Genomic DNA, 16088 nt, shown 5'->3' with positions numbered 1-16088 from the left:
ACCGTCAGGAGCGCGGCAATACGGACGCTCGAACAGTTAGGGTGTTCGGCAGGGTTACCGGCCGGTCAGGCGGGGCATCCCGCAGGATCGCCCGAACCGGGGTGGCCACCGACCAACTCAGGGAGTTACGCACGTGCGCGAGGTTCTGTTGCTCTGCTGGCGCGATACCGGGCATCCCCAGGGCGGTGGAAGCGAGCGTTACCTCGAGCAGGTCGGATCCCAGTTGGCCGAGCGCGGTATCAAGGTGACGCTGCGGACGGCGTCGTATCCCGGGGCGCCGGCGTCGGAGGTTCGCGACGGCATCACCATCAGCCGGGCCGGTGGTCGTTTCAGCGTGTACCCCCGCGCTCTGGCTGCCATTGCCGCCGGGCGTCTGGGTTTCGGATCGCTCAAGGGCATTCACCCCGACGCGGTGATCGACACCCAGAACGGCATCCCTTTCTTCTCGAAGACCGTGGCCGGTGCGCCGGTCACGCTTCTGGTCCATCACTGCCATCGTGAACAATGGCCGGTGGCAGGCAAGCTCGTCGGTCGGATCGGCTGGTGGGTCGAATCGCGATTGTCACCGCGCACCCATCGACGTAGCCAGTATCTGACGGTGTCGCTTCCTTCGGCCGAAGAATTGGTGGACCTCGGTGTCGAGCGCGAACGAATTGCCGTGGTGCGCAACGGTGCCGACCGGCTCCCCGTCGGCGTCGACGCGGGCGGATCGATCACCAGGGCCGAGCGTCCCACCATCTCGGTTCTCTCACGACTGGTGCCGCACAAGCAGATCGAGGACGCACTCGAGGCAGTCGCAGCTCTGCGTCCGACGCTTCCGGACATCCATCTCGACGTCATCGGTGGCGGTTGGTGGGAGCAGAACCTGCGAGATCGGGCCGCCGAGTTGGGGATCGGTGACGCCGTCTCGTTCTACGGTCACGTCGACGAGGCTCGTAAACATGAACTCCTTGCGCAGTCGTGGATTCACCTCATGCCTTCACGGAAGGAAGGGTGGGGCCTGGCGGTCATCGAGGCTGCGCAGCACGGTGTTCCGACGATCGGTTACCGCAGTTCCAAAGGTCTGACCGACTCGATCGTCGACGGAGTGACGGGCCTTCTGGTCGGGGGCGAGCACGCCGGCGACGGCGACATCGCCGATCTGACGCAGGCTGCAGGCACCCTGCTCCGCGACCACGAACTCCGTACGGTGCTCGGTGAGAAAGCTCGGGTGTGGTCGGGCGAGTTCTCCTGGGAGCAGACCGGCACCGGAGTGCTCGAGGTGCTGACCGCACACAAGGACGGTCGGTGGGTCTCAGGACTGGCCGCGCCGCGCGAGTCGAATTCGGTTCTGGTTCAGTCCGACTGAGATCAGCGCGATCACACCCATCAGTATCCAGGCGAGATGCGCAACTATGACGGCCGTTCGGGCACCGGTCGAGGCTTCCTGCGCGGCAACATCTCCCGGTACCCGGTAGAGCTCGAGATCGTTGTCGGCGAAGACCTGTTCCAAGCCGTCGAGTGTCGCTGTGGCCTTGCCGAGCTGGCCTGGTGTCTCACGTTCGATCAGTACCCATCCGACTCCGAGATCGGCCAACTGCGTAGGACTCCCGCCGGCAAGCAGCAGATCCTCGACCTGGGTGGCCCGGGTTCCTTCACCGCCGACAGCACCACCGGCAACCACCAGTTGGCCGGTCTGCAGAACGTCGAGCGGTAGGAAGCGTGGTGCTGGATCGAGTACCGGCGCATCACCGCTGTAGGGGAAGGCGCGGAACATCCCAGCGGGAAGCACTGCAACGTCACCGGTTTCGTCTCGTAGTTGCTCGGCCACCACGGTCCAGGACCCGGGATAGTGCACGGGCTTCAACGCGCCGCCGACGCCCCACGCCAGATCCGGTAGCGCCACGATCGTCACCACGACGGAGGCGATCGAGAATGCCGGGCGGGGAAGGGAGAACCGATTGCCCGCCCACATCACCGCGGCGGCGGCAGCGAGTGCGTAGAACGGTACGGCCAGCGCGACCCACTTCTGGGCGTCACGCAGTAGACCGGCGCCGGTGAACACCTCGACCGACCATCGGCCGGCGTCGAGCCCCCACGGAGTGGCGCCCAGGGTCGGAGCGAGCACCGCACACAGGGCCAGCGCGCCGAGTCCACTGACAACGGGGTTCCGGCGTCGGCGCCATAGAGCGGGCACACCGGTAAACACCACGACAAGTAGAAGAACTGTTCCGACCAACGCGAAGAGTGTTGTGCGCGTGGACGGTATCGCTGCCGAATTCCAGATACCGCCGAGACCGGCGAGGCTGCCGAGTGTCGCGAGGCCTGGTTCCGCTCGGGCGGCAAAGGCGGCGACTCCCGCCGGATCGGAACCGTCGCCGGCTGCTCCGGATACGAAGGTGGCGACCAACCACGGCGAGGCGGCGACGAGGAACAGCCCGATAGCGCCGCCGACACGCCGCATGGCCGAGGTTCGGCCTCCGGGGGTGGCTACCACCACCAGCGCGGCCGTCAGAGCGAGCAGAGCGCCGGTAGGTGTCAGGCCCGCGAATGCAAGTGACGCGGCCAACGCCCACCAGGACCCGGGCGTGGCTCGGCAAACTCCGATTCCGGCACACACGATCCACGGCAGTGCGGCATATCCGGTCAGCAGGCTCCAATGTCCTTGCAACAGGCGCTCGGCCACGTAGGGGTTCCAGAGCATCACCGTCGACGCGACCAGTTGTGGACCGAGACCGGCCGTCGGCAGCAGGACAGCGACCATGCGCGCCGCACCCCAACCGGCGAGCCAAAGCGCCACGAGCAGGATGAACTTGACCACCAGTCCGCCGTCGATCACGGTGCTCAACGCTGCGATCAGCGCGTCCTGGGGAACAGCGCGGGCTGCGGCGTCGGTGAGTCCGAGGGCGGAGTCGGTCAGGTACGAGCGCGGCGTGCTGACGGCGTCGCGCAGCAGTAGGTAGCCGGGGCCGAGCAGCGGTCCGAGGATCAACAGTGCCAGCGCCAGGCTGTACGCCGCAGGCAGGTAACGGCGGTATCCGGCTTGCACTGTCATGACGCGCACGATACGTGGTGCATCATTACTGCCATGCCTCGCCAACCACTCGATCGCGCCGCCGCGGCCGGGGTCGGCATGGTTTTGGTGGGATCGATGACGGCCAATGTCGCGTCGTACCTGTTGGCATGGTTGGCCAGCCGATGGTTGGGTCCGGTCGGCTACGGAGAGTTCGCGAGTCTGCTTGCCGCCCAGTTGGTACTTGCGGTTCCGGCTTTGGCGTTGCAGACGGTGGTCGCCCGCGAGGCGGTGCGTGGCAAGAGCACAGATGCGTTGCGGTCGTTGGGGTATCGATGCACCGCGATCGTCGCCGTTCTCGCGGTGGCGCTCGCTCCGGCGATGGCATGGCTACTCGACACCGGAATCGTGGCGGCGTTCTCGGCCTTGGTGACCGCGCCCATGTTGGTTCTGCTGGCCACGGAGCAGGGTTTGTTGCAGGGGCACGGCCGATTCGGCACTCTCAGCGCCGTACTGGCCGGGGCCGGGGTGATGAAAGTCCTTCCGGCAGTGATCGTTCTGGCATTCGGCGGCGGAGCAGGCGCCGCCTTGGTCGCGGGCGCGGCCGGAACTGCGTTGCTGGTGGCGATAGTTCGAGTGGTCGACCGAACCGTCTCGGTGAGCGAGGACCGTCCGGTGCGAATCGGGGTTGTCTCCGTGCTCGCGGCGTCGCAGGTTCAGCTCGCGCTGATCGCGTTGTCTTCGCTGGACCTGCTGATCGTCCGCGTCGTCCTCAGCGAATACGACGCCGGTGTCTACGCACTCGGCGCCGTCGCGACCAAGGTGGCGTTCTGGCTACCACAGGCGGTGGGCGTCGTGCTGTACCCGAAGATGGCGAATCCGGCGCACTCGGCGCAGGCGGTTCGCTCGGCGTTGGCAGTGCTCGTCGGTATCGGCGCCGTGTTGGTTCTGGGAGCGGCGGTTGCCGGCCCGCTGGTGCCGATGCTCGTGGGCGAGGCATACGCCGCCGTGGCTCCGATGCTGTGGGCCTTCGCCCTGCACGGTGCAGCGCTGGCGGTACTCCAGGGTGCCTTGCTGTCCGCAATCGCGTCAGAACGCACGCGAGTGGCCCTTCTGGCGTGGGCAGGACTGGCCGTGGAGGCGACGGTCATGCTCGTGTGGGCGAAGACGCCGGGAGAGTTGATCGGCGTCGCCGTCGTGGTTGCGTCGACGACGGCGTTGGCGGTGTCCGTCGCCGCGGTGCGAAGTGCCGACCGCGCCGGGCCGGCACCTCACAGCGGCGTCAGTTCTCCAGACGCGTGAACAAATCGTCGAAGTAGTCGAGCGTACGCATCGCGGTGTAGACGGATCCGTAGTTGATGTTTCCACCCGTGTAGACGACATTGTCGCCTTGTACTGCGCGGATACGGTTCCACATCGCACGGTCGTCACTGACGGGATCCACACCGGGCGCGGTGGTGACGATCATTCCGTCGGCAGAGTCGAGGGCAGTCACGAGGTTTTCGGTGGAGATCTCCTTCTGTCCCTCGACCGGCCACTGGAGTCGCACGCCGAGGTCCTCGGCCACCTGGGTGGAGATGCCCTTGCGGTTGACGCCGTTGACCTTCTGATTCACGTAGTTCAGCAGCACGATCTGCTTGCTTGCCAAGCTCTGGGCGTGGCGTTCCTTCAGTCCGGCTGCCTTGTCCTCGTACGCTCCGATGACCTGACGGACCTCAGGGTTCTCGGTGCGATTCAGCCAACTCGCCAACTGATCGATGTTCTCGCGCCACGGACGGGTGAAGTCCATCGGAAGCACAGGAGCTGTCTGGCTCAACTGCTGCAGCGGCCACATGTCGGAGGCCTCACCGATGTCGGTGCAGATGATCAGGTCCGGTTCCAGCGCGAGAATTGCCTCGACGTTGACCGGTGCCTCGAACACCTGCGCCGTGGGATCGGCCGGAACCCACGGTTCGGCGGCGTCGAAGCTGTACGCGATGACCGGCAGGCCCATCGCGACGGCCGGTTCGAGGTCGAGTCGGGAGTCGATGGCGACGACGCGCTTCGGGGTCACCGGAATGTCGTAGGTTCCGAGCGAGGTCGTGACCGTGCGCATCCCGGCTGCATCGCCCTCGGTACCGGCAGATCGTGCGCAACCGGCGGCGAACAGCCCGGAGAATGCAGCACTGCCGACAACAAATCTCCGTCGCGTCAGATCGCTGACACAGATGTGCGAACCCAGAACTGTTGATGCGGGCATGTGGCTCCTCGTGTTCGGGGGTGGTCTGGACTTCCAGAAAACGGTAGGCCCGCGACCACGCGGAGGGAACGACCCGTTGCGCCAATCCGTACGCCGATCCGGCAACAAAGTCCCGAAACGCAGCAGAGCGCCCCTTCCGTGTGGAAGGGGCGCTCTGCTTACTGCCTGAATCAGTCCTTGCGCAGATCCGGACGCGGGATCACCTGGGTGTCGTCCGAGGTCCAGTCGTGCTCACCCGGAGCCGGCTCGGGCGAGCCCTGGCCGCTGGGATTCTGGTTCGTTCCGCCGTGTGCAGCGCGGGCCGGGGTTCCGCCCTTGCCGCTGCGAATCCCGAGGAAGATACCGGCGATCAGTGCGATGACACCGAGGACACCTGCCACGATCGGGACGGTGCGGCCGAACAGCGAGAGCTTGTCCATGCCGTCACGGGCCTGCTGGACCTGGTACTCGATGGTGGCTTCGTCGAAGGGCAGCGTGACCTTGAGAACCTCGACGTCGACGGCATCCTTGTTGCGTCCGTAGTACTGGTGCAACTGTTCCTGGCCCTTGACGACAACGCCGGTCTTGGGCTCGACCCACAGGTCACGGACGTTGGTGTACCAACGCGTCATCGTGATCGGAGTAGCGCCACCGGGAACGCCCCAGGTGTCGGCGGGCAGGCTCAGCTTGTTGGTGGGGGAGTTGACGACCTTCGACAGGTCGACGGGATCGATCGTCTGCTGGAAGTGGTACACCTTCAGACCGTTGATCTCGGTCTCTTCGACGAAGTCGATGTCCTTCGTGGCGCGAGCGTTCAGGTCGAAGTAGGGGTAGCTCTTCTGTTCCGTGTTGAACGGGAACTTGTACTGCAGACCGTCGCGGGAAACTTCTTCGGCGGGCTGGTCGCTGGAGGTCTGGACGGTTCCGACCGGATCGTTGGTCGGCATCGAGCTGACGCGATCGAGTGTGACGCGGTCCAGGGTTGCGGTCAGCAGCCCGGTATCGCCCTGCTTGTCGGTACGACGGACCGTCTGGCCGGCTTCGACAGTGATGATGTCGGCGTCGGACGGGTCCTGCGTGGTGACGTAGCGCTGAGCGACGATCGGCACGTTGTTGTCGACCTGTGCCTTACCGGCGAGGAGGGCCGCCGAGTTGAGGACGCTACCGGTGCCTGTGGCGACGGTGGTCACCTCGAGGTCGAGTGGCGTCTTCTCCAGCTTGCCTACCGTGTAGGTAGGAATGAGGATGGCGATGGCCAAAAGGAAGGCACCGAGGCCCACCAGAATGCAAGGAAGTATCCGGCTCGGCCCTGAGCGTTCCGCCATGCTGTGACTCCTAACCCGTTAAGTCTTTCGAGGTTCCCCAACCGGCACAATATGAGCTGCGCAGATCGCATGGGGCCCCCGATGGACACCATGTGTGGCAGAACACTAACAGTCCACCGGCCCGGTTTGTCGCATGAGGGCATGAATTGGCCAGGCATTTTGTTGTGAGTCCCTGGTGGTTTCCCTCAATCGGCCTGGGGTGCACACTTATCCGTGATGATCAGTTCCACGAATTCCTCTCAGACGGTCCCGCCACAGGCTCGGGGCTTCGTTCCGGCTTTGGACGGTATGCGTGGATTGGCGGCGCTCGGCGTCCTCGTCACCCATGTCGCGTTCCAGACCGGAGAAGCGCAGTCCGGCGCGATCGGGCGAGCGTTCGGCCGTCTCGACCTCGCCGTAGCGGTGTTCTTTGCTTTGTCCGGATTTCTGCTGTGGCGTCCGCACGCGGCAAAGGCCCGCGGAATCGGGCAGCCGCAGCCGACGGTCCGGTACTGGATCTCCCGCGCGACGCGCATCCTGCCGGCGTACTGGGTGGCGGTGGTCCTGATCCTGCTGTTCCTGCCCGGCGCCGGTGGGGGCTACCAGGTGTGGCTCGCGAATCTCGGGTTGGCACAGGTCTTCGTGCCGTTGACGCTCACCGAGGGGCTCACGCAGATGTGGAGCCTGTCGGTCGAGGTGGCGTTCTACGTTCTGTTGCCACTGTTCGCGTATCTGATGGTGCGGTTGCGCGGCGGCACTGCCCGGTACCGGCTACCACTTCTGCTCGGAGTGTCGGTGCTGGCCCTGGCGTGGGCATTCATTCCGATTCCGACGCCGGACGCCATCCACCACGACAACTGGTTGCCGGGCTACCTGCCGTGGTTCGGCGCCGGCATGGTGCTGGCCGAGCTGGCAGTGGGCCCGTCGACATGGGTGCATCGCCTCGCGCACCGTCGGGTACTCCTGACCCTCATTGCCTTTATCGCCTTCGTTCTCTCGTGCACCGATCTGGCCGGGCCCGAAGGTCTGGTGCGGCCGGAGCCGTGGCAGTACGCGATCAAGATTGCACTCGGTGCGATCATCAGCTTCTCGTTGATCGCGCCACTGGTTCTGCGCGATCAATCGCAGCATCGGTTCCTGGCCAGTCCTTTGGCGCTGGCAATCGGACGCTGGTCCTACGGCCTGTTCATCTGGCACCTGGCCGTATTGAACGCTGTGTTCCCCGTATTCGGCATAGTTCCGTTCTCGGGCAGCTTCTTCTACGTTCTGGCCCTCACGGTCGTCCTGAGCGTCGCTGTGGCCTCGGCCAGTTACGCCTTGGTGGAGGAACCGGCGCGCGTCGCGGTGACGCGGTGGGAGAAGCGTCGCCACATCGGTGAACCGGCAAAGGGCAACGTGGCCAACCCGGTCACGACCAAGGCCACCAACATCGAGAACTGAATCGCGAACGAGTCGCCCACGTATCCGCCCGGTGCCCGCCACGGTCCGGTCGAGAGCAGCGTGATGCCGATCATCGCGGCCACGCCGGCAGTGCCGACCAGAATGCGTGCGGTCCGAGCCGGGCCGAAGATTCGCAGCGCGGCAAGTCCGAGGATCGAGCACACGACCGCGATCGCCGCTCCCACTCCGCCGCCGATGACGGTGGCCGCCGCGAGCACGCCCACCCATCCTGCCGCGACGCTGCGCCACGGGCGGGGCGGTATGAGCGGCTTGGGTTCTCGGCGGGTGGGGACAAGAGCTGCGAACAGCAGCGGGATCAGCAACACGAGCCCGCCGAAGATGCCGAGGCGGTACCAACGGTCGCTGGGGAAGTCGATGGTGACGGTTCCCGCGGTGCCTGCCGGCACGATCCAGCCCTGCTGCCAACCGTTCACGACCACCGGCGTCAGCTCGGAACCGTCCGGCGCCGTGGCGATCCAGCCGATGCTGGTGCTCTCGGGATTGACGATCAACTGATCGGTGGACGAGTTCGTGACGGTGAGTTCCCGGTGATTCGCCGTCCACGCGGTCGATTCGAGCGGTGTATTCCGTTGCGCGGCTGAAGGACCGACAGCCGTCAAGTTCAGATTGTCGACCGAGAATGCGGGGCCCGGTTCGACGACTACTTCAGGCTGTCCCGCCGGCAAAGTTGCCGACGCGTCCAGGTCGCACACACGTGCCTCGACCGGTGCGCCGGTGCGAAGTTGGGCCGCCGTCGCTGTGATCGAGGTAGGGAACTGCTGTCCGGCAACCGAAATGGTCGGGCCGTCACCACAGGGGACGGTGACGGTGCGGTTGTCGAATGAGTCTGTGCCCTGCACGCCGGAACCGGCGATCGGTGTCCCGTCTGCGCCGACGACGCCGACCTCGGCGAGGCCGGTGGGCTGCGACTGGGCGAAGCCGAGTGCCGTCTGATCGAGGACCGGTTCCCAATCGGTGACGCTGAGGACGATCTTGTCGGTGACGTAGGGGGAGAGGGTAACTCGACTGGTTCGAGGCGTTTCGTCTTCGAGGTCGGGCAGCTCTCGAACCTGCGGTCCGTTGCCGAGGTTCACCGCGACGCTGGTCGGCAGCGAGGGCAGGGTGCCAAGTCCTCGTGTGATGTCCAGGCCGGTGACCAGGGTGGGTTCGGGAAGGTTGAGAGTCAGAGTCGGTTTCGGGCCGCCCGGTTCGGTGGTGCTCTGCGGCGCCGACCACGTGGTGCGTGCGTCGCCGTCGGTGGCAGCGAAGGCAGATCCGCGTGTGTCGCCGATGTCGCTGGAACCCGAAGCCGTGATTCGGCCTGGGGCGGAAAGCAGGTCTTCGAGGGCGTTGCCCTGACGCGCTCGGACAGTCAGTGTCGGTGCAACGACTGTGTTTTCGGGCACCGTGAGCGTGCGCTGGAAACGGCTCGGCTCTTCGGGTATCGCCATGAATGCATTGCTGCACCGCACGCGGTCCGTCGAGTCGGCGCACGCGTTGCGGCCGGGGAACTCCTGGCTCAAATCCCAGGCGTTCACGGATGCGCCCGTCGGCGTACTCGGCAGGACCGTGTCGAAACGGATCGGGACGGACTTCGGCGCGCTGCGATCGGAGAAGTCTTCGACGGAGAGTTCGCTGATGCCGAACTGTGTTCCAGGCGATCCGTTTTCGGTGTGAGTCGCCGTGACGCGTACCCACGGAGTGTTGCCGCCCGGGATCGAGACGGTGATGGGCTCACCGGGACGCTCCACCTTCACCGCCGTGCTGCCGTTCGGTGTCGAGACCTCGAGCCATTTGACCGGAGCGCCGATCGCCGCGGCGCTGGTGGTCAGATGGAGCAGGCCACTGGAAATCGGTGTGTCGAAGTCGATCTGCAACCACTGGCCCAGTGCACGCTCGATTCCGTTGCTGAACCAGCCGGTGGCCGGATCGCCGTCGACCGTCGATGCCGGACTGCTCGACGGTGAAGTGCCGCCCAGCTGGGTGGCGTCGGAGGCTGCGCTGGAAACGGTGATCGAAGCGCCGCTCCAACGGCCTTCCACGAGAGGCGTGTTCGCAACCGGGTAGTCGGACACCAGATTGTAGGTACGACGTGCGTCGTCGGGCGTCCGGAGGGCGGAACTGTGGTTGTCGACCTGACCGAAATCGGTTTCCCGATCGCGTGGGGTGTCGGTGACGGTGACCGAATCGACCGGCAGTCCGGCAGCTTCGGCGTCGGCGGCGAGAATCATCGGGCCGGTCCCCGGGATCAGCCCGCTTTCGTGAAGGCGCACAGCAGATTCCGGACCGCCTTGAACGCGCGGAACCTGGTTCAGGTCGACGGAGTACGGTCCACTGACCGCCGGGGTGCCGTCAGGCGCGGTGACCTCGAAGATCTCGATGGCCGGGTAACCGGGACGCAGGTCGCTGTCCGCGACCAGCCCTTCGATCGGTTCGGGGCTGTCGTCTTCACCGAAATGCGCGACGCGCTCGATCCCCGGCGAGCCTTCGACCGCCTGGTGCACGAGTATCGGCCTGGCCGAGCGCGACGTTTCGCCGTCGAGGTCGTTGCGCATCACCAGATAGTGGATGCCCTGCCCCAGCAAGGTCTGCGCGAGGCCGTCCGACGGACGTCCGTCGGCGATCAGACGTTGCACCGAATCGAGCGCTCGGATGGCGCCGGGAGGGGTCAGCGGGACCGAGTCACGCACCGCCCACGGCGTACTCGCCAACGCCTGGAGCGGTTCGTCACGAGTCAGACCCCAGACCTGGCTGCCGAAGGGCGCTCCCGGGACGACCAGGGCACGTTCGGCTTCCGATCCGGGGGAGGTGTTGTCCTCGAGCCACTGTGCTGCTTCGTTCCAGTACGAGGGGACGTCCGGATACGCACCGCGGGGAGCGAGCTTTCCCGTCCAGGCCAAGGCCGTCGAGAGGGTGAGGGCAACGAGGATCAGGCTGGTCAGTGCGACCATCGGTTCGCGCTCGGGATGGGCGAACGCACGCCGCCATCGGGCGAGTGGAACCGATCCCGGCAGCGGCACTTTGGCCAGCAGGTGTGCGAGTCCGAGCACCAGCGGTAGACGGACCAACGGCTCGAGCTTGTGGACGTTGCGCAGTGGCGCGCCCGCCGAGTCGAGGAACAGACGCACTGACTCCGATACCGGCGAGCTGAGTTCACCTACGTACCCCGCGGCCAGACCGGTGATACCGACGAACAGGATGAGCGTCAGCCGGCCGCGAGCGGGCATGGACCGCATGCAGAGTCCGGCGAGGCCGGCAGCGGCAACCAGACCGGTAGCGACAACTGCTGCGGGCTGGGTGACCAGAACGGCGCCGGCAATGCGTTCGGGGGAGACGAACGGGGTCCAACTGTCCGTGCCGCGCAGTATCTCGGCGAGCGACGCCCATTGAGTGGTGACACCGGCGGACTCGATGTAGTCCAGGAACGGTGGGCTGATCTTGCCGAGCAGCAGTAGCGGCACGATCCACCAGAGAGTGCCGAGTGCGACGAACAGCGCCCACCACGCGGTGAACGTCAGCCACGTTCGGTTGGGTTTGTGCGAGAGCCACCAGATGATCGCGACCAGGCAGGCTGCGGCGGTGGCGACGGCATTGATCGAACCCATGAGGGCGACGGCAAGCGCGGATTGTGCGGCCAACCGCCTCAACCCCCGTGAGCGGTTAGGGAGTCCAGGGACTCCTTTTCCACGCACAGGGCCGAAGGCCAGAACCACCGGCAACAACACCCACGGCGCCAACATCATCGGCAGGGTTTCCGAGGAAATCGAACCGAGAGTGGTCAGCACGCGGGGAGAAAGAACAAAGGCAACCGCTGCGATGACGCGCGAACTACGGTTGCCGATACCGAGAGCCTCGGCAACTCGGATGATGCCCCAGAAACCTGCGATCAGAAGCAGCGCCCACCAGACGCGCTGAGTGATCCACGGCGGAACGTTCGCCAACTCGCCGAGCGCGAAGAACGGCCCGTGCGGAAAGAAATATCCGTAGGCCTGGTTCTGAACCTGGCCGAGCGGGGCCTGACTACTCCACTGATGCGACGCGCGTTCGAGAAAACCGAACGGATTCTGCGTCAGGTCGTACTTGGTGTCAGCGGTGATCAGACCCGGCGATTGCAGAAAGGTGAGAAGAAACGCTACGACGGAGGCGCCGAACAGCCACCGCTTCGACAGGGGCTCTGCCGACGGGGCGGTGTCTACCGAAGACACCGCTGCGTCGGCGGAAGAACGGGAACTCGCGAGGCCTGCGCTCTCAGCGGCTGCCGTACTCAACCTGGTTCAGCACGGAAGAATCTGCGTTTCCGCTGCGGTCGATCTCGGGACGAGTGTTGTCCGACGCGGCGGCCGTGACACCGAAGATGACGCCGGCACCCAGAACGGCACCGATGACAGCGCTGGCCACACCGGGGACAAGGAACTTCGTCATCGCGGATCTCCCAATTGGTCGTTAGTCGGTCGTTCGCGGTCGGACGGACTTACCGGCCCGTACGAACTGCTCGGGTCAAGGTATCACCCGCACTCGAGAATCCGGACGATTACCCTCGTGACGTGCTGGTCAGTCGAGGGTTTCGGCACCGAGCGCGGTCAACAGAGTGCGCAGTTTCGTAGACGTCTCGTCGAGTTCGTCCTGCGGATCCGATTCGGCGACAATTCCGCCACCCGCGCTGGCCCAGGCACTGAGGCCGTCTGCACTGATCTCGGCGCAGCGGATGGCAACCACCCAATCACCGTCGCCGGCGTCGTCGCACCATCCCACGGCGCCGCCGTAGAAACGCCGCGGTTCCTCGGTCTCGCGGATGACCTTCAGTGCTGCATCGGTGGGTGTTCCGCACAGCGCGGGCGTCGGATGCAGAGCGATGGCGAGGTCGAGCGCAGTGGTGTCGTTTCGCAGCGTGCCGCGGATCGGGCTGGCCAAGTGCCAGACCTCTTGAGTGTTGGTCAGTTCGGGCGTTGCCGGTACCGACAGGTCACTGCACATCGGTTGCAGGACCTCGCGGATCCACGCCGTCACGAAGGCGTGCTCGGCCAGATTCTTCGTCGAACGCAGAAGGCTCTCGCCGGCCTCGCGGTCTTGTTCGGAGTCGGCGGATCGCTTGGTTGTCCCAGCCAACGGGCGACACGTCACGACGCGCCCGCGTCGACTGACCAATACCTCGGGCGTCGCGCCGACCAGGCTGTGGCCCGCGAATTCGGCTCCCGCAGCAGATAGGTCGACGGCAAAAGTGTTGGCGACGGGATTGAGCGCCGCCATGCGTGCGGCGAGCGCGGTCGGGGCGATCGGGGTCTGCGTCCGAAGTTCCACAGTGCGAGCCGCGACAACCTTGTCGATCTCTCCACTGCGGAGGCGTCCGATCAACTTTTCCACCCGGCGAAGATGCTCCGACGACGACGGGATCTCCCGGTCAACCCGGGTCGTGGGCAGGGCCTGGGGATCGCGCGGTTGCCACGGCCGCGATGCGATCGTCGCCTCGGCAGGTTCGTACAACGCCGTTGCGGCAGCCGGGTCGAAGGGCAGCGCTCCGACGATCAGCTTTGTCGTACCTGCCGACAGGGCGTGGGTGGCCGCGTCGGAGCTGCCGAAGCTGCGTCGTACGCCGCGGGTGACCACGCTGTGATCGGGGCGCGAGAGAACAAAACCGTCCATGGTGCTTTCGACACTAGTCGGCCCCGGATCAGGAATGCGCGAAGGTCACTTCCCCGGAGGGACGATCAACACCGGCCGATGACTGTGACGCAGAACATGATCCGCGACGCTGCTCTGCAGGAGCGACCGCAAACCCGTAGTACCGCGGGTGCCGGTCACGATGATGTCGACGTCCAATTCGTCTGCGGTTTCGCAGATTGCAGACCAGATCGCGGAGCGGCACTCGGCGCTTCTACCTTCGACGGTCAGGCCCGCGGCCTCGGCCAGTGCGACACCCTCGGCGAGGGTGACTTTGGCGTCGGTGTACGCGATGTCCTCGACGTCGTCGTCGGGAACCCACTCCGGTTGCATCACCCCGGACAGGCCGGACATGCGAGCGGCCTGGCGAACCATCGGCTCCCAGGCAGTGACGAGAACAGCGCGATTGGCGGAGAGGAAACGCCCCGCATAGTCGACTGCACGCTTGGCGTTGTCGGAACCGTCGTACGCGATGAGCATCAGACCTTGTGGCATCACGACCTCCTCGTCAGCGGGGGAATCGGTTCTCTTCCAGGCTACCGTCCCGATGTGCCCGTGAGGGAGTGTATGGGTACCGGGTCCGTTACGGTCGAGGTATGCGGATCAAGTTTCTGAAGGCTGCGACGACCATTGCATTGTGCGGAGGGTTGGTTGCGGGATGCTCGGGCGAAAACGGGACCGCCGATCCGGTTTCGAGCGCCCCGACCAGCACCACCTCCGAGATCACGTCGACGCCTGCGGCGTCCAGCTCCGCACCCGTCGCCGCGTCGTGCGGTAGTGACCTTCTGGCTTCACTGTCCCTGCGTCAGAAACTTGCCCAGCTGCTCAACGTCGGCGTCACCGGGACCGACGACGCGTTGTCGATAGTGCAGAACGAGGAGATCGGCGGTATCTTCGTCGGAAGTTGGACCGATCAGTCGATGCTCACCAATCGCGAAGTGCCGCAGGTTGCTTCGGCGTCGAAGTTGCCGTTGATGGTGACGATCGACGAAGAAGGTGGACGAGTTTCCCGCGTCGCGGACATCCTCGGGCCCGATCCGTCGGCCAGGGAAACAGCGCAGACCATGACAGTGGAACAGACGTACCAGATGGCTCTCGAGCGTGGACGCGGGTTGAAGGATCTCGGAATCACCGTCAACTACGCCCCCGACGTCGACGTCAGCAGCCAACCCGACGACTCCGTGATCGGTGACCGCTCGTACTCCGACGACCCCCAGACCGTGGTTGCGTACGCCGGTGCGTACGCGCAGGGTATGCGCGACGCCGGAATCTTCCCGGTGATCAAGCACTTTCCCGGGCATGGCAGCGCGTCGGGTGACTCGCACCGGGGTGAAGTGACAACGCCGCCCTTGCAGGATCTGATCGCGTCGGACTTGATTCCCTTTCGCGAGCTGTCGGGAACCGGAGTCGGCGTCATGATGGGGCACCTCGAGGTTCCCGGTCTGACCGAGCCCGGTACCCCTGCCAGCATCAGCCCCGCCGCCGTTGCGTTGCTTCGCGACGGAGTGGGTTACGGCGCAGCGCCGTTCACCGGCCCGGTATTCACCGACGACCTCAGCGGTATGCAGGCGATCACCGACCGATACGATATTGCCGACGCGGTTCAGGCTGCGCTGGTGGCAGGTGTCGATCAGGCACTATGGCTGACCACTGATGACGTTCCGCGGGTGCTCGACCATCTCGAGCAGGCCGTCGCGTCGGGTGAGCTTCCGCAGGCACGGGTCGATCAGGCCGTCGTCACAGTTGCCACCGCCAAAGGTGCCGTGACCTGCTGAGTCGAAGTCAGGATGCGACGCACAATCTTACCGTAGAGTAAGATCGACATTTACCCTGTGGTTGGAGGAAGCATGGCCGGCGGTACCAAGCGACTGCCACGCGCAGTGCGTGAGCAGCAGATGCTCGACGCGGCTGTGGACGTGTTCTCCGACAGGGGGTTTCACGAAACTTCGATGGATACCATCGCGGCCAAAGCCGAGATCTCGAAGCCGATGCTGTACCTGTACTACGGCTCGAAGGAAGAACTGTTCGCCGCGTGCATTCATCGTGAAGGGCTCCGCTTCCTCGAAGCTCTCGCCCCCGCGGGCGCGCCGAACCTGACTCCGCGTGAACAATTGCGCGCCGCTCTCGAGGGCTTCCTCGGGTTCGTGGGCGCAAACCGCAAGTCGTGGATGGTGCTCTACCGTCAGGCCGTCGGGCAGCAGGCTTTTGCGGGAACAGTGCAGTCCAGTCGCGATCGGTTGATCGAGTTGACCGCGCATCTGCTCGAGTCCAGCACCAAGGATCCTGATGCCGCGCACGATTACGGGATCATCGCCATCGCACTCGTCGGCGCCGGTGAGGCGGTAGCCGACCGGGTCGCGGGTGGGGAAATCGAAGTGGACGCCGCCGCGGACCTACTCGAATCCCTCGCGTGGCGCGGTCTCTCGGGCAAGAAGAAGTCCGAATAGCCCCCAAACCAATCTGAGCGAACGTACCT

The 16088-nt window shown here is 65.3% G+C and carries 11 protein-coding genes and 1 pseudogene; 5 read left to right on the top strand and 7 right to left on the bottom strand.

The window, feature by feature from the left end:
* Positions 1-133 precede the first annotated feature (133 nt).
* Positions 134-1348, top strand: a complete 1215-nt coding sequence (locus I7X09_RS21595; protein WP_200313598.1) for a glycosyltransferase family 4 protein — start codon at positions 134-136, stop codon at positions 1346-1348.
* On the opposite strand, the gene I7X09_RS21590 is transcribed toward I7X09_RS21595, so the two are convergent.
* Positions 1295-3034 (bottom strand): hypothetical protein, encoded by a 1740-nt coding sequence (locus I7X09_RS21590; protein ID WP_200313596.1) that lies wholly within the window; start codon positions 3032-3034, stop codon positions 1295-1297. The genes I7X09_RS21595 and I7X09_RS21590 overlap by 54 nt on opposite strands.
* A gap of 33 nt (positions 3035-3067) precedes the next feature.
* Between I7X09_RS21590 and I7X09_RS21585 the strand changes: the two genes are divergently transcribed.
* On the top strand, positions 3068-4294 hold the full coding sequence (locus I7X09_RS21585) for a lipopolysaccharide biosynthesis protein (protein ID WP_095971373.1): 1227 nt from the start codon (positions 3068-3070) through the stop codon (positions 4292-4294).
* On the opposite strand, the gene I7X09_RS21580 is transcribed toward I7X09_RS21585, so the two are convergent.
* Positions 4275-5231: an ABC transporter substrate-binding protein gene (locus tag I7X09_RS21580; protein ID WP_054827952.1), complete on the bottom strand. Its 957-nt coding sequence runs from the start codon at positions 5229-5231 to the stop codon at positions 4275-4277. The two genes, I7X09_RS21585 and I7X09_RS21580, sit on opposite strands and share 20 nt — an antisense overlap.
* 170 nt (positions 5232-5401) lie before the next feature.
* Complete coding sequence (locus I7X09_RS21575) at positions 5402-6535, bottom strand: DUF3068 domain-containing protein (RefSeq protein ID WP_095971372.1); 1134 nt, start codon at positions 6533-6535, stop codon at positions 5402-5404.
* Between the two features lie 216 nt (positions 6536-6751).
* Between I7X09_RS21575 and I7X09_RS21570 the strand changes: the two are divergent.
* A pseudogene (locus tag I7X09_RS21570) lies at positions 6752-7753 on the top strand (acyltransferase family protein); the annotation flags it as partial.
* A gap of 71 nt (positions 7754-7824) precedes the next feature.
* Here the strand turns inward: I7X09_RS21570 and I7X09_RS29695 are convergent.
* From I7X09_RS29695 to I7X09_RS21550, 4 genes are all read right to left on the bottom strand, one after another.
* Positions 7825-12159: an alpha-(1->3)-arabinofuranosyltransferase gene (locus I7X09_RS29695; RefSeq protein WP_200313594.1), complete on the bottom strand. Its 4335-nt coding sequence runs from the start codon at positions 12157-12159 to the stop codon at positions 7825-7827.
* Positions 12160-12202: 43 nt separating this feature from the next.
* Positions 12203-12376, bottom strand: coding sequence for a DUF2613 domain-containing protein (locus tag I7X09_RS21560; protein ID WP_003945488.1), 174 nt, complete (start codon positions 12374-12376; stop codon positions 12203-12205).
* Between the two features lie 129 nt (positions 12377-12505).
* Positions 12506-13594: an isochorismate synthase gene (locus tag I7X09_RS21555; protein ID WP_200313592.1), complete on the bottom strand. Its 1089-nt coding sequence runs from the start codon at positions 13592-13594 to the stop codon at positions 12506-12508.
* Positions 13595-13639: 45 nt separating this feature from the next.
* Positions 13640-14107 (bottom strand): universal stress protein, encoded by a 468-nt coding sequence (locus tag I7X09_RS21550; protein ID WP_003945900.1) that lies wholly within the window; start codon positions 14105-14107, stop codon positions 13640-13642.
* A 101-nt stretch (positions 14108-14208) separates the two neighbouring features.
* Here I7X09_RS21550 and I7X09_RS21545 point away from each other — a divergent pair, with 101 nt between their 5' ends.
* Positions 14209-15387: a glycoside hydrolase family 3 N-terminal domain-containing protein gene (locus I7X09_RS21545; RefSeq protein ID WP_019747138.1), complete on the top strand. Its 1179-nt coding sequence runs from the start codon at positions 14209-14211 to the stop codon at positions 15385-15387.
* A gap of 72 nt (positions 15388-15459) precedes the next feature.
* Positions 15460-16059, top strand: a complete 600-nt coding sequence (locus I7X09_RS21540) for a TetR/AcrR family transcriptional regulator (RefSeq protein ID WP_003945885.1) — start codon at positions 15460-15462, stop codon at positions 16057-16059.
* The last annotated feature ends 29 nt before the right edge of the window (positions 16060-16088 follow it).

Origin of the sequence: Rhodococcus sp. P-2, from assembly GCF_016598535.1 — a bacterium.
Classification (GTDB): domain Bacteria; phylum Actinomycetota; class Actinomycetes; order Mycobacteriales; family Mycobacteriaceae; genus Rhodococcus_F; species Rhodococcus_F baikonurensis.
The sequence above is the reverse complement of the archived record's forward strand: the minus strand, read 5'-3'. Positions and strand labels throughout refer to the sequence as shown.